Source organism: Pseudoalteromonas sp. SWN29 (assembly GCF_015864465.1).
Classification (GTDB): domain Bacteria; phylum Pseudomonadota; class Gammaproteobacteria; order Enterobacterales; family Alteromonadaceae; genus Pseudoalteromonas.
In genome coordinates this window covers 24,446-39,027 of the sequence record NZ_JADYXE010000022.1, presented here as the reverse complement: position 1 = coordinate 39,027, position 14,582 = coordinate 24,446, and the positions used below count along the sequence as shown (strand labels likewise).

The window sequence follows — 14,582 nt, the reverse complement described above, 5'->3', positions numbered from 1 at the left end:
GCCGTAGTTATTTTTGAAAAATAGCCTTATACTTAAAAAGAATATTTAAATAAATCCAATCATATAATTTAGCGAGATATAAATGAAAGAAGTCCGATCTTTTATTAAAACAGCATCATTAACAGATCTTGAAAAAGCTCAACAGCTTATCAATGATGCAATTTCAAAATATACCCAGCAGCAAAAAGCGAAACAGGAAGTTTTGGATCTTTTAAAAGAAAAAGGACTTACGCTAGAAGATTTACAAGATGGAGCATCTGACAAGCGCACTAAAGTTAAGCCTAAGTACCGTATGGAACTTAATGGTGAGACTATAGAATGGACAGGCCGTGGTCGCCGCCCTAAAGCGTTCGAAGGTGTTGAGCTTGAAAAGTTTTTAGCCTAAAGCTAAATTAAGAGAAGCTTCGGCTTCTCTTTTTTGTTTACATTTAATTAAATAAAATTATAAATGCCATAGCAATAATTTGCTAAAACTCCCTTATTAAAATCTATTCCCTCCATGAGCTATACACTAAGACCTTACCAGCCAGAAGCTTAAGAGCGCACGGCTTTATACCTGATAACCCAGCTATAAGCAGTTTATCTCAGTTATTGGGCTGCAGTATCCGACTAACTCAATTACAACCAGAGTCTTTGCTAAATACAACATGATTTATTAATGGTTTTAAAGTTAATGAGAGAAAGCACTTGATTGTTTACTTTTTAGTATCAAAAAACAAGTGTTTGTAAATTAAACGTGTAATTAGTTACCAAGGTGTTGACGTCATGGTTAGGTTAGGATTACTATCTAGGTACAGATGGGTACTACATTGAATAGTAAACCCACTTTTGAAAAAACAAAATAATAAATAAGTATTCTAGGGATAATCAAATGTTAAACAATAAAATTTCAAAGGCAGTTCGCTTAGCGATTGCTTTCGGTACAGCATCAACAGCTGTTTTTTCTGCAAACGCAATGGCTGCAGATGAAGGAGCTGAAAAAGTAGAACGTATTCAAGTAACTGGTTCACGCATAAGTAAAGCTAGTCTTTCTCAACCAGCACCTATTGTTACTATTTCTGCAGAAGATATAGCAAAAGCTGGTACTCCTGATTTAGGTAGCATTTTAGCGGAATTACCTGCGATTGGTTCTACCGATACGTTAGTCGGAAATAATGATAGTAACGCATCCGCTGGTGTAAGCTCTGCAGATTTAAGGCGTTTAGGAGCTGCAAGAACATTGGTTCTTGTTAATGGTAAGCGCCATGTAGCTGGAGCCCCTGGATCGTCACAAGTAGATTTAAATTCAATTCCTTCTGCCTTGATTGAGAGAATTGAAATCATTACAGGTGGTGCTTCTGCTATTTATGGTTCTGATGCTGTTTCAGGTGTTGTGAATGTTATTTTAAAAGACAGTTTTGATGGCCTGCAATTTAACGCATCTGTTGGCAATTCAACAGAAGGAGTGGGAACAGAAAACCATAGTTTAAGTATTGTTGCTGGTACTGAAATTGCTGGCGGTAAAGGTAATATCACATTTTTTGCTGGTAAAGATAGAATTCGACAAGTGTTAGGTACTGACCTACGCCAAGCGAATGCCTATGGCACAGTTGATAACCCATTAAACACGGGTGAAAATGACGGTATTCCAGACCGAATAACTGTTCCAAATGTACTATCAGAGAGAATTAGTGATAATGGTGTTATCAATCCATTTGGGGCCGATGGAAGCATCTATACATTTAATGATATGGGTATTGCTGAACTTATGCCTGCTAGAGAGGCAAGTGGTAGCTTTGCTTTTGGTAATTTTCCTGATGGTTGTGAATTCTGTGCGAATACTCAAGAATATGAAAACTTATTACCTGAACTAGAAAAAATAACAATTGGTTCTACTCTAAATTATAATATTACAGATGATCACGCATTTTATAGTGATTTTAAGTTTATCCGTTCTGAAATTGAACAACAATTTCAACCTTCTTTCCGATTCGGTAACATTAATATAAATGTTGAAGATAATCCTTATTTAGACCGAGACCTACGTCAGAAATTACTAAATGAAGGTACTAGCAATATATCTATGGCTAAGTTCTTCGGCGAACTTGGAAATCGAAGCGCAGATAACAAACGTGAGTTATTCCGAATTGTTACAGGATTTAAAGGGTTGTTCACTTTAAGCGAAACAGACTTCGACTATGATTTTTATTATGTTTATGGTCAAACTGATAACCGCCGTAAAACACTTAATGATCTTATTCCTAGTAACTTAACAGCTGCACTTGACGCTGTAATAGACCCTGCTACGGGTGAGGTTGCGTGTAGAAGTCAAGTTGAAAGTTTGCAAGGTGAAGGCTACACAGATCCAGCAGGTGTAAACCCTAGTGCTTGTACGCCATACAATGCATTTGGTTTCGGTCAAGTTTCTGACGCGGCAAAAGATTATGTCTCAGCGGACGTTACTCGTACAGATAAAATCACACAAGAGTTTATTGGTGGTAGTGTAACTTTTGATACTGGTGAGTTTTTTGAACTTCAAGGTGGTGCAGTTGGTTTTGCAGCAGGTTTTGAATACAGAGAAGAAACTTCTGAAAGTATAACAGATGAGTTTACTAAAGCAGGATTTTTAACAAATGCTGCCACTCCAGATGCATATGGTGAGTTTGATGTTACAGAAGGGTTTATAGAGGTAAACTTACCTTTATTAACTGATGTCGCTTTTGCAAAAGAGCTTAGCCTTGATGCTGCTTATAGAACAGCGGATTACTCTCATGCTGGTACAGCGGATGCTTGGAAAGTAGGTGTTTTGTATCGCCCAATTGATGACGTTCGTATACGTGGTACGTACGGACAAGCAGTGAGAGCACCAAATATTTCTGAAGCTTTTGATCCTCAGTCACCGGGTTTTGGTCGTGTTGCAGATCCTTGTGATGCAGATAACATTGGAGATAATCCAAATCGTGCAGCTAACTGTGCAGCTCTAAATATTCCTGCAGACTTTCAAGCAAATGATAATGTGAGCGTAGATGTTATTAGTGGTGGTAATCCAGACTTAGAGTCTGAAACATCAACGTCATTAACTGCCGGTGTTATATGGACTCCTAGCTTCTTTGAAAACTTCTCGGTTACAGTTGATTACTATGATATTGAAATCGAAGATGCGATTTCGTTCATTGCAACACAAAGCATTGCAGATAACTGTGTTGACGCTGCAGGTGGACCAGACCAGTCATTTTGTTCTCAGATAGACCGTGATCCAACCACTCGTGATGTTACTTTAGTTCGCTCAGGTTATTTAAATGCCGCAGCGACAACTACTCGTGGTATTGAAGCTGATTTTGATTACAACATGAATTTGGCTGATTATTCTTTAGAAGGGGACTTAAAACTTAATCTATTCGTAAATCACCTTATTGAGCTTGAAGATTTCGAATTTCAAAATCGCCCAGATAAAGTAAATGTAGAAAATGGTGAAGTGGGTGACCCAGAGTGGCAAGCTAGGTTCTCTGCAGTTTATAAGTACAATGATTTAGTAGTTAACTGGACCTCACGTTATATAGACCGTTCTGCTAGATTTGATCTATCTCCGGAAGGCGATATTGAAGAAGATCTTAAGCCAGGTTATGTAGGTTCGATCATAACGCATGATATTTCTGCAAGTTATCATGTATTTGATAACACACGTGTAGGTTTCGGTATTCGTAATCTTATGGATAAATTACCGCCAGCGTATATTTCAGCTAGCGGTGGAAACGAAGCTATTTATGATGCTATAGGTAGACGCTTCTTCGCTAACCTAAGCGTTGAATTTTAATTAATGAGTTAACTTAATTCTTAAAAGATAAACCCTATAAATAATTTTTATAGGGTTTTTTTCATCAAACTTCTATTAAATAAAATTAAAGTTTAAAACTCCTAGCCATTATTTGCTAAAATCTCCTCATTCAAATCCAATTATTTTCCCATGAGCTATAAACTAAGACCTTACCAGCAAGAAGCCGTAGAACGAACCGTTTTACACTTTAGAAAGAGTAATGATCCTGCCGTTATCGTGCTACCAACTGGTGCAGGTAAAAGCCTTGTTATTGCTGAGCTTGCACGCATAGCTAAGCGAAAAGTATTAGTACTTGCTCATGTAAAAGAGTTGGTTGAGCAAAATTCTCAAAAATATAAAAGTTTTGGTTTAGAGGCGAGTATATTTTCAGCTGGCTTAAAAGAAAAATCATTAAACCATCAAGTAACCTTTGCCAGTGTGCAATCACTGTCCCGTAATTTAAATAAATTAAATGAGCATTATTCATTACTTATTATTGACGAATGCCACAGGGTAAATGGGGATAAAAAAAGCCAGTACGGAAAAGTAATAAGCAGTTTAAAAGAATATAACCCTCAGTTAAAAGTATTGGGTTTAACCGCAACACCTTATCGATTGGGAATGGGGTGGATATACCATCATCATTATCATGGCTTTGTTAAAGGAACTAAAGAAAGCCCGTTTAAAAGTTGTATTTTTGAATTGCCGCTCAGGTATATGATCAAACATAATTATTTAACGCCGCCAAACGAAGTTGATGCAGCGATTAGCCATTATGATTTTTCGTCTTTAGATAGTAATGCATTTGGGCAATATACGTCTGATGATATGAATGCGCTTTTAAAAAACAGTGAGCGCGCTACGAAAGCTATATTACAGCAAGTAATTCAATACAGTGAAGAGCGTGAAGGTGTTATGGTTTTTGCCGCCACAGTAATGCATGCTCAGGAAATATTAAGCTACCTACCAGCTCATCAAAGTGCACTTATAACAGGTGATACGCCAAACACTGAGCGCGATAAAATCATTAAGCAATTTAAAGCTAAGCAATTAAAGTATCTAGTTAATATATCGGTATTAACAACCGGCTTTGATGCACCGCATGTCGACTTTATTGCTATATTAAGGCCTACAGAATCAGTTAGTTTGTATCAACAAATTGTGGGGCGAGGCTTGAGGTTATCTGAATCAAAAACGGATTGCTTGGTAATAGATTATGCTGGTAACGGTTTTAATTTATTTCACCCTGAAGTGGGCGATAAAAAAGGCGATAGTGATAATGAGCCTGTGCAGGTACTTTGTCCTGGCTGTGGTTTTGCGAATATATTTTGGGGTAAAACTGATTCAGCAGGAAAAGTAATAGAGCACTTTGGCAGACGTTGTAAAGGGTTGTTAGAAGACGATAGTGGTCATAAAGAGCAGTGCGATTATCGTTTTAGGTTTAAAGAGTGTGAGCAGTGCGGTGCCCAAAACGATATTGCTGCACGACAATGCCATGATTGCGGCGCTGTAATGGCCGACCCTGATGATAAGTTACGTAATGCGTTAAACCTAAAAGACGCACTTGTGCTTCGATGTAGTGGGTTATCGGTAACTCAACTTAAAGATGAACTTATTAAAGTAACGTATTTTGATGAAGATGGCGCAAGTTGCGATGAGGTATATAATCTTGCCAGTAGTGGTGGGCAGTTTATATTTAATAAACAATTTGGTAAACGCGTGAGTCATGGGCAAACACCGATAGACTTCAAAACGGCAGAGCAGGTAATAAAGGCACAATTTGAATTAGTGCCACCAGATTTTGTTATTGCACGAAAAAGTAAAAAGTATGGTTGGAAAGTGGCTGATAAGCTATTTGACTATAAAGGGGGTTTTAGAAAGGCAAATCAGTTAAGCCGCTAGGCTTAACTGATAGAGTACTCAGGACAAGAGCTAATTAAGGTTCTTCACCGTCCATTAATCCCCAGCCATCACCGTATCCATTAAAGCTATTAGCAATACTTTCAATGTATTGCTCTGCTTGTCCTAGAAGGGTGTGCTCTGGCACCATTTGTACTTGAGTGATTACTTCCCAAACGCCAGTGTCTTTGCATTTTTCGAGCTCAGCATTTTGAACTAATGCATCAGAGACTATTTCTTTAGCAAATTTTTCAGCATCGGCTTCTTGTTCAAATAAAATAAAAAAATCGATTTGGTGCATTTTATTTAAATCAATGCCAGCAGCGGCTATTTCGGCTAAAAGTTGGCCGTTATCATCATCAGGGAATTGCATTAAAAACTCATTTAAAATTAATTTTTTATTCGTAGGCACTATTGTAACTAAAATATTGTCTTAACGCGTACTAATTTTAATTATGCTGATATTTATTCAAAGTTAAATTTACGCGTTAGATTGTTATTAAGTTAATGTGTTGCTCATTATGGCTATGCTAATATGCGGGTAATTAACTAGTTTTTTGTAAGATATTAAAAGTAAGGATATTTACTTGTTTATTAAGTTTTTACGTTGCATGTGTGTTGTGAGCGCTTTAATTGCGACAAATAGCTATGCGGCAGAAAAAGTCATAGAAGATTACGAAATTGAAGGGTTAAGTGGCGATTTAGAAAATAACGTAGCTCTTTACCTCAAGCAGTTAATTGGCGAGAAGCCAACCCGTACACTTCGCCGTTATGCTCAAAAACAAGTACAAAATAGCATCAAAGCACTTGGCTATTATAGCCCGACCGTCGAGGTTATTTATGATAAAGACGACAGCGAACTAATTGTTAAAGTTGAACGGGGGCCTGCAACTCGCATAGAAGCAATTAATATTACGCTAAACGGTGATGGTCAAAGCGATACCCAATTACAGGCATTGATTAAAAGCAATCACTTAAAGCAAGGTGATGTTTTAAATCATGGTAAATATGACTCTGCTCATAAAAAAATAGAATCTATGTTGCTGGAGCTTGGTTATTTTGATGCTAAGTGGCCAGCGCGCAAATTAGAAGTGTCGCTTAAAAAAAATAGTGCTGTTATTACTTTCATAATTGATACCGGAGTTAGGTATGAGTTTGGCGATATACAAATTGCCAGTAGTACACCCGCTGAAAAATACATACGCTCTATAGCGCCTTTCTCGCAGGGCCAACCTTATAAATCAACACATATTGCTGACTATAACTTGGATTTATCAAGTACCCCTTATTTTGCCAGTGTACGTGTTTATGCTGACATTGCAGCGCGCAAAAACAGCCAAGTACCGATTAAAGTTGAAGTATTACCCAAGCCAGCTAACAGCTATGAAATTGGCGGTGGTTTTAGTACTGACTTAGGGCCCAAGGTGCGTTTTAAATGGAGTAAACCGTGGATCACAGAAGACGGCCATTACCTCGAAACTAATTTAAATGTGGCACAAAAGCAGCAAGATATTTCCATGGCTTATACAATTCCGGTTGATGATCCTAATGATGATTTATGGCGATTCTCTGTCGGTTATAAATTAGAAGATGAGCTCACAAACGACACTTACAGTGAAATATTAACGGGGCAAGTTCAGCGCCAATGGTTGACCGAAAATAAGTGGGTGCGTACTGCATTTTTACGCCGCGACCAAGAAACCTACCGTATTGGTGATGAAGACGAAGAAAGTACCGAAATGTTAATGCCTGGCATTAGCTACGCGCGCAAAAAATCAAAAGGCGGCACGACTCCTTATTGGGGAGAGCAGTGGCTTATATCTGCTGAGTTTGGCTTAGATGATGTGCTTTCGAGTACTAATCTGATTAGGGTGCAAATGCAACATGCATGGCTACGCACTTATTTTGACCGCCACTTGGTGTTTTTAAAAGCGAATGTAGGAGCAATGCTTGTTGATGATATTAACAACGTGCCATTTTCACTTCGGTTTTACGCAGGTGGCGATCAAAGCGTTCGTGGTTTTGCGTACCAATCAATTTCGCCTGAGAACGATGACGGCGAGCTAATAGGTGGTAAGTATTTACTATCGGGGACGATGGAATATAACTACCAGTTTGCTAAAAATTGGCGAGCAGCTTTATTTGTTGATGGTGGTACTGCGACTAATGATTTTTCTGATGATTTTGAAGTAGGTGCTGGTTTTGGTTTTCGCTATTTAACTCCCGTTGGCCCCGTGCGTATAGACCACGCTTGGGGATTAACAAAAGAAAGTAAAAGCACACGTTTAAGTATTACCATAGGGCCAGAAATTTAATGTCAGTATTAAAAAAGATAACAGCCGCCGTAAGTGCTATTTTTGTCACGTTAGTTGTTGCACTATTTTGTTTGTTATTTACCGCACCCGGTAATCAATTTATTGCTTATAGTGCAAACAAAGCAGTAGATGGACTACATATTGAAATTAAAGATGGCCGTTTTATTTATAATGATGCCTTTAATGTACGCTTTGCTAGCAACGGATTGGACTTTAATGCACAACAATTGAAAATTGATTTGTTTTGGTGGCAGTGCGATGGAATTTGTATAGATAACTTAAGTGCTAAATCTATAAATTTAACATTACCAAAAACTGCAGAGTCACAAGAAGAAGCCGCTGCAGAGCCGCTCGAAAAAATCAGCTTACCTTTTAATATTGCTGTAAAAAACATTGCGATCAATAAATTTACTCTAGAGCATCCAAGTGCAAACGTAAGCGTTAATAATTTTAAACTCTCAGCAAAAGCAGAGGGTTCAAAGCTGACGGTTAAAAGCCTGAATATTCCCACCATACTTGTTGCCTTAAAAGAGCAAGAACAAGATGCGAAAACACAAACGGCGCAAAATACTCAAGCGCCTTTAACGCACCTACCCGCATTGCCTAATATAGAATTTACTTCGCCACTTGATTTAGTTGTTGAAGACTTTGAAATAGCTAAAATTACGATTGAGCAAAACGAAGCCCAACATGTTATTGAAAACATCTCGCTGCAATTAAGTGTGGAAGATGCGGTTATTAATTTAGAGTCATTCTCAGCAAAGTATGAACAGTGGCAGCTTAATACGCATCTTAATGCTGAGCTTGCAGGGAATTTGCCCGTGAAAGGGGATGTTGTTTTACAAAGTGACGAGCACCAAGCCAATTTGCAGTTGAATGGCGACTTATCAAATCTAAACTTAAATTTAGAAACACAGGGGCAATATCCGCTTAGTTTAACGGCAACGGCAAATTTAAAGCAAAAAAACTATCCATTTGAGTTAAATGGAAAAATTAAGCTGTGGCTTATTGATGCACAAAGTAATGAACTTAAAGTACGAAATGTTAGCCTTAACGCACAAGGTAATGTTGACGACTATCAGCTTAGCCTACAGGCGAATAGCCAACTAGGCGCGTACCCAGCTGTTGACTTAAATACCCAATTAAAAGGCAGTCTCACCAAAGCAACTTTACAAGCGCTAAGCATTAAAGCGAACGAAAGCAGTGCAACTATAGAAGCCAATGTTGATTGGCAAAAAGGCATACAGGCTAACTTTAATGGCACGCTTGCTAACTTAAAAGCGCAGTACTTAACTGATGCCGCTACCAGTGATATTTCAGGACAGTTTAAAGGCTCGTTTAATGTAGCTGACGACAAGTGGCAGCTACAAATGAATAATACAAAGTTAAGCGGATTACTTAACGACGTGCCACTAGAATTTGCCTCAAACTTTAAGCTAGACAACACGTTAAAAGCTAATATTGATAGCTTTTATTTAAGTAGCGGCACCAATAAATTAGCACTAAGCGGGCAAGTTGATGATACTTGGCGGGTTGATGGCAAAGTAACGCTAAGAAGTGATGAAAAAGCTAATATTCCATTTACTGCTGACGGCAACGCAAATTTAAAAGTAAGGGGGGAAAGGTTAACGCCCTCTGTTGATTTAGCACTAATACTCGATCGCTTTATTTTTGATGAAATAAACATTAATAAACTATCAGTAAAAGGGCAGTTAGATACCGCAGCCGATTGGCAAACCGATGTTTCGGTAAGTGTTGGTTCGGTGCTTGTAGCCGAACAGCAAATTAATAGCGTTAAAATTGATATTAGCGGCGACAAAACAGATCACCAACTTACGGCATCTATAAATGCCGAGCAAGGCAGTGTAGAGCTTGAAGTTAATGGCAAAATTAATAATACCACTTGGAATGGCGAGCTTAGTAATGTAACGCTCAGCGATAAAAAGCTTAGTTTTAGTAATACTAAAAATATTGCCATTATGGTTAATACGCAAAGTGGCGACTTTGATGTGAGTGCACATTGTTGGGCATCTGAGCAAAGTAAATTATGCATAGACACCTTAGCGCAGTCAAAAAATCTCGGTCAGTTAAATGCTAAACTAAGCAACTTAGCACTTGAAGAACTTAAGCACTTTTTGCCTGACAATATTCGTACTCGCGGTAATATAGCTGGCGATGTGGCACTTAACTGGCAAAGCGGTGCGCTTAAAACATTACGTGCAAATATCGATTCTACTGATTTAACAGCGGTACTTACCTCTGAAGAAGATCGTTTTAAATTACCTATTGAAACATTAAGCATTAGTGCGTTTTCGGATTCTCAAATTGGCAAGCTTGAAGCTAATTTAGAATCAAGTGTGCTTGGGAAAATAAACACACAAATTAATATCGATGATATACAAAATACGCAAGCGCTTAATGGCACCATTAATATCGATAAAATACTCCTTTCAGACTTACAACCTTTTCTTGAAACCCTTGAGCAGTTAAAAGGTGATATTAGCGGGAAAGTGGCGTTAGCTGGTACGTTAAAAGATCCTTTATTAAATGGCGAACTTAATGTGAGCGATATTAGTTTAGAGGGCGAGCAACTACCTATAGCGCTGCAAAAATCAAACATAAACGTATTGTTTGATAAAACAACAGCCACAATAAAAGGCAACTTAAACGACAATCAAGGCGGTAAAATAAATCTCACCGGTGACGTTGATTGGCAAGGTGCGCAACCTGCTGTAAATGTTGCGGTAGTTGGCGAGCAGTTTTATGTACGTGCGCAGCAAGGGGTCACTTTTAAAGTATCGCCGGATTTAAAAATAGGCTTGGCTAATAATGCACTCAAGCTTGCTGGTGAGGTAGTTGTGCCTTACGGTCGTATAATGATTGAAGAGCTTCCTGAGGGCGCGGTGCAAGTTAGCGATGATGAAATTATTGTTGATCAAAAAACTGAGGCCACCGAGACAGTCCCGTTTGATTACGACATAGATTTAAAAGTGATTGTTAAAAACGATGTAAAAGTAGAGTCGTTTGGCTTGGAATCAAAAGTTGCGGGTGATTTAGCGATAAAAATGAGTCAAGGTGCGCCAATTATAGCCACAGGTGAGCTTAACTTAATTGAAGGTACTTACTTAGCCTTTGGGCAAGATTTAATAATCAGCACCGGGCAAGTAGGTTTTAGCGGTTCAATTGAACAACCATTTTTAAATATTAAAGCAATACGTAACCCAGATACGACTGCAAATGGTGTGATTGCAGGGGTTACGCTCACAGGTAATGTTGAACAACCAACGCTCAAGATATTTTCTGAGCCTGCGATGGATCAAGCACAAGCACTTGCATATTTACTTAATGGCCAACCTTTAGGCGATGGAGAAAGTTCGTCAAGCGATGCTATGCTTACACAGTTATTACTTTCTCAAGGGGTTAGCCGCAGCGAAGGGGTTGTTTCTAAGGTAGGTGAAACCTTTGGGTTGTCAGATGTAAGTTTAAGCTCATCAGGTAGTGGTGATAGTACCAAAGTAGAAATATCAGGATACGTAGCACCCAGTTTGCAAGTTAAATATAGCGTGGGTGTATTTGATTCGCTCAGTGAAGTGGCTGTGCGATATCAGTTACTTTCACAGTTATACATAGAGATAACAAGCGGCCTATATCAAAATGTTGATGTGCTATATAAGTTTGATTGGGAATAACCAAAACCATAAGAATTATAAGGATATAGGCGATGAAAAAAACTATATTGCCAGCTCTGCTTGGTGTTTTATTAAGCGGGTGTGCTCAGCAACTCAGCAATGATGTTGCTAATCAAGAGCTACCTTTAATGAGCGCTAGTGAGGTAATTGCTAGTGCAACAGATAATGATTGGCGAGTAGTGAACGCTAAAAATATTTTAAAGATAACGCTGCCAACGGGCGATGCGTACATTGAGCTTAATGAACAGCTTGCCCCAAAGCACGTTCAAAACATTAAAAAGTTAGCGCGAGAAGGGTTTTATAAAAATACTAGTGTGTATCGATTTGTTGAAGGTTTTGTGGCTCAAGGTGGCGACAGTTCGGGTAAAAAGTTAATTAAAACTGCAGATAAAACAGTTCCAGCTGAGTTTTATTTAACAACAAACAAACCCCTTTTAATTACTGAGTTAAATGGTGACGGATATGCGCCAGTTACCGGCTTTTTAAACGGCTTTGCAGTAGCTCAAAACTCAGCACATACACAAACATGGCAAGTGCATTGTAGTGGTGTGTTTGCCATGGCGCGCGATAACGATATAAATAGTGCGAGCACGGAGTTTTTTGTAACGATAGGGCAAGGCCCGCGCTACCTTGATAAAAACATTACGGTGTTTGGTCGAGTGTTAGAGGGTATAGAGCATTTTAACCGTTTAGCGCGCACACCAACTGAAGGTAAGGCATTTAACCCAATTACCAATATACAGGTGCTTGGCGATGTACAAAGCGATAAAAGTATATTTAAAGTGATGAAAACAAACTCACCGGTGTTTAAAAACTTAATCAGTGCTCGTAAAAACCGTAATGAGCCCTGGTTTGTTAAAGCACATAATTACGTTGATGTGTGTGGTATGCCCATACCCACTAAGCGCGAAGTTATACCAATCCGCAATAATACTTAATCATTTTACGGGGCTAAACGTGTCGCTACCTGCGTTAAAAGATTCTCATTTACGACTGCATGGATGCAGAAGGTAGAGCAATGCAGGAGCAATTGCCGAGAACAACTAAATAGCGAATTTTTTGCCTAGCTATCAACACGTTTTCCCAGCCTCAAAATAGCTCACTTAATTAAGCGAATTGGTATTAATTAAATATACAAATAGAAAAGGAGCCTAGGCTCCTTTTTCAATACTTATATTCCAGTTTAAAATAATCTACTGACGATTAATTTTAACTGCAAATGGTGTATCGTTATAATGCGTAGAGCGATACGGGTTTATATCAAGCCCACCGCGACGAGTATAACGCGCGTAAACCTCTAACTCTTTAATATTAAGTTGTGTTGTTAAATCGCTATAAATACGCTCAACACATTGCTCATGAAATTCGTTATGCGTTCTGAACGAAATTAAATAACGCAGTAACGACTCGCGACATATTTGCTCGCCAGTGTACCGTATAATCACACTTGCCCAATCAGGCTGGGAGGTAATTAAACAGTTCGATTTAAGTAAATGGCTGTAGAGCGTTTCTGTTACTACGTCATCACTTTTTGCTTTAAGTGAATTAGCATCAATATCGTAATTACTAATCTCAATATCTAAATCATCAATACATTCACCTGGCAGCGCCGTACACGGTAAGCAATTGTAATCATCAGGATTGTATAAAGTCACTTTGACAGAGCTGTTAACCGCGTTTGATAAATCATCAATTAGATGCTGTTTTACTACATCAATGCTTTCAAATCGGGTTTGATTAAAGCTATTTAAATAAAGTTTAAACGACTTTGACTCAATAATATGGCTGCTTTGGCATTCAAAGGTAAATAAGGCCACGGCAACTTGCGGTTTACCCTTATTGTTTAGCCATGAAAGCTCGTAACCAGTCCAAATATCTTGGCCTTTAAATGGCAGCTCTGCTTCGTCAATATTTAAAGCATCACGATTTAGTTTGCGCGCAATAGGGAAAAGCAAGCTTGGCGTGTACACATCTACATACTCAGTAGATTTGCCTAATACGCTACCTTTAAGGTCTGGAGAATTGCTGTAATCTGTCATGTTTGCTCTTAAATAGTTACAATAGGGACATTATATCTAATTTAAATGAGTTTCACAGTATGTCTGTTGCATTGCTTATAGAACAACTTCATCAAAAATTTAGCGAAAAGACCCTTAAAAACACCGCAAAGTACCCACTTATAGCGCACGACGAGCAATGGCCAAGCCCATCAGAAGTTGGCAAGGTTGACGAGCAAGGAAACATTCAATGGCAGGGGGCGCACCAGCAACCAGCAGGTTCACTGAGTGATTTAGCCAATGCACTTGAGCTTGAATTTCCAAAAGAGCTTAGCGAGTTATATGGGCATATGTACGGTGGAAGTATTTTAGCTGTGATTGATGGGCATCAAGTTGAATTACTACAGGCGTGGAATAGTGACGACTTTGACATGCTGCAACAAAATATAACGGGTCACGTTTTAATGAAACGCAAGCTCAAGCAGCCAGAAACGGTATTTATTGGGTTAACAGATAAAGATGATTTACTAGTAAGTGTATTGGTGCACTCTGGAGAAGTATGTTTAGAGCATGTAGGCAAAAACACACACCATGTACTTGCTCCCAACATTAATGCTTTTTTAAAGGCATTAGAGGTTTAAAACGCATTTAATAAATCAGCTTAGCGCTATCACTAAGCTGATTTTAAGCGCTCATTACTAGGGCGTGTTGACCTTTCGTGATTGATTTTGCAGCTGTATGTTTGGTTTTTAGGCAAGGCAGAGCCTATGTAGTGTGGTTATTCCCCATAAATAGGCGATAACGAAGCATAAATGCCAAACATGCGCTGCCCTTTGGGTTCTTTCTAGGGACGATTTACTCTTTGTTGCTCGGTTTTTACTTAGCCCAC

9 protein-coding genes are annotated in these 14,582 nt (G+C 38.6%); 7 read left to right on the top strand and 2 right to left on the bottom strand.

Features of this window, described 5'->3' with window-relative positions; translation table 11 throughout:
- Positions 1-82 precede the first annotated feature (82 nt).
- The 3 genes from I6F53_RS10210 to I6F53_RS10200 all read left to right on the top strand — a co-directional run bounded on the left by I6F53_RS10210 (position 83) and on the right by I6F53_RS10200 (position 5,695).
- Positions 83-385, top strand: coding sequence for an H-NS histone family protein (locus I6F53_RS10210; RefSeq protein ID WP_007586043.1), 303 nt, complete (start codon positions 83-85; stop codon positions 383-385).
- A gap of 486 nt (positions 386-871) precedes the next feature.
- Entirely contained in the window at positions 872-3,793 is a 2,922-nt protein-coding gene (locus I6F53_RS10205) for a TonB-dependent receptor domain-containing protein (protein ID WP_166420270.1), read from the top strand.
- Positions 3,794-3,943: 150 nt separating this feature from the next.
- Positions 3,944-5,695, top strand: coding sequence for a DEAD/DEAH box helicase (locus I6F53_RS10200; RefSeq protein ID WP_166420271.1), 1,752 nt, complete (start codon positions 3,944-3,946; stop codon positions 5,693-5,695).
- 34 nt (positions 5,696-5,729) lie between these two features.
- On the opposite strand, the gene I6F53_RS10195 is transcribed toward I6F53_RS10200, so the two are convergent.
- Entirely contained in the window at positions 5,730-6,065 is a 336-nt protein-coding gene (locus I6F53_RS10195; protein ID WP_197239446.1) for a ribonuclease E inhibitor RraB, read from the bottom strand.
- A 214-nt stretch (positions 6,066-6,279) separates the two neighbouring features.
- Between I6F53_RS10195 and I6F53_RS10190 the strand changes: the two genes are divergently transcribed.
- From I6F53_RS10190 to I6F53_RS10180, 3 genes are read left to right on the top strand one after another with little or no spacing between them, the layout of a single operon-like run.
- Entirely contained in the window at positions 6,280-8,007 is a 1,728-nt protein-coding gene (locus I6F53_RS10190) for an autotransporter assembly complex protein TamA (RefSeq protein WP_010553690.1), read from the top strand.
- Entirely contained in the window at positions 8,007-11,696 is a 3,690-nt protein-coding gene (gene tamB, locus I6F53_RS10185; protein ID WP_197239445.1) for an autotransporter assembly complex protein TamB, read from the top strand. Before I6F53_RS10190 ends, tamB begins: the two co-directional genes overlap by 1 nt.
- A 32-nt stretch (positions 11,697-11,728) precedes the next feature.
- Complete coding sequence (locus I6F53_RS10180; RefSeq protein ID WP_166420275.1) at positions 11,729-12,634, top strand: peptidylprolyl isomerase; 906 nt, start codon at positions 11,729-11,731, stop codon at positions 12,632-12,634.
- Positions 12,635-12,889: 255 nt separating this feature from the next.
- On the opposite strand, the gene queF is transcribed toward I6F53_RS10180, so the two are convergent.
- Positions 12,890-13,735 carry an NADPH-dependent 7-cyano-7-deazaguanine reductase QueF gene (gene queF, locus I6F53_RS10175; protein ID WP_166420276.1) on the bottom strand — a complete coding sequence of 282 codons (846 nt, stop codon included), beginning with the start codon at positions 13,733-13,735 and terminating at the stop codon, positions 12,890-12,892.
- A 59-nt stretch (positions 13,736-13,794) separates the two neighbouring features.
- On the opposite strand from queF, the gene syd reads away from it, so the two are divergent.
- Complete coding sequence (gene syd, locus I6F53_RS10170; protein WP_166420277.1) at positions 13,795-14,334, top strand: SecY-interacting protein; 540 nt, start codon at positions 13,795-13,797, stop codon at positions 14,332-14,334.
- Positions 14,335-14,582 lie beyond the last annotated feature (248 nt).

Excerpts from the sequence above, each read along its gene's own strand:
- I6F53_RS10210 (WP_007586043.1), top strand. The coding sequence starts at position 83 with ATGAAAGAAGTCCGATCTTTTATTAAAACAGCATCATTAACAGATCTT.
- I6F53_RS10205 (WP_166420270.1), top strand. The coding sequence starts at position 872 with ATGTTAAACAATAAAATTTCAAAGGCAGTTCGCTTAGCGATTGCTTTC.
- I6F53_RS10200 (WP_166420271.1), top strand. The coding sequence starts at position 3,944 with ATGAGCTATAAACTAAGACCTTACCAGCAAGAAGCCGTAGAACGAACC.
- I6F53_RS10195 (WP_197239446.1), bottom strand. The coding sequence starts at position 6,065 with ATGCAATTCCCTGATGATGATAACGGCCAACTTTTAGCCGAAATAGCC.
- tamB (WP_197239445.1), top strand. The coding sequence starts at position 8,007 with ATGTCAGTATTAAAAAAGATAACAGCCGCCGTAAGTGCTATTTTTGTC.
- I6F53_RS10180 (WP_166420275.1), top strand. The coding sequence starts at position 11,729 with ATGAAAAAAACTATATTGCCAGCTCTGCTTGGTGTTTTATTAAGCGGG.
- queF (WP_166420276.1), bottom strand. The coding sequence starts at position 13,735 with ATGACAGATTACAGCAATTCTCCAGACCTTAAAGGTAGCGTATTAGGC.
- syd (WP_166420277.1), top strand. The coding sequence starts at position 13,795 with ATGTCTGTTGCATTGCTTATAGAACAACTTCATCAAAAATTTAGCGAA.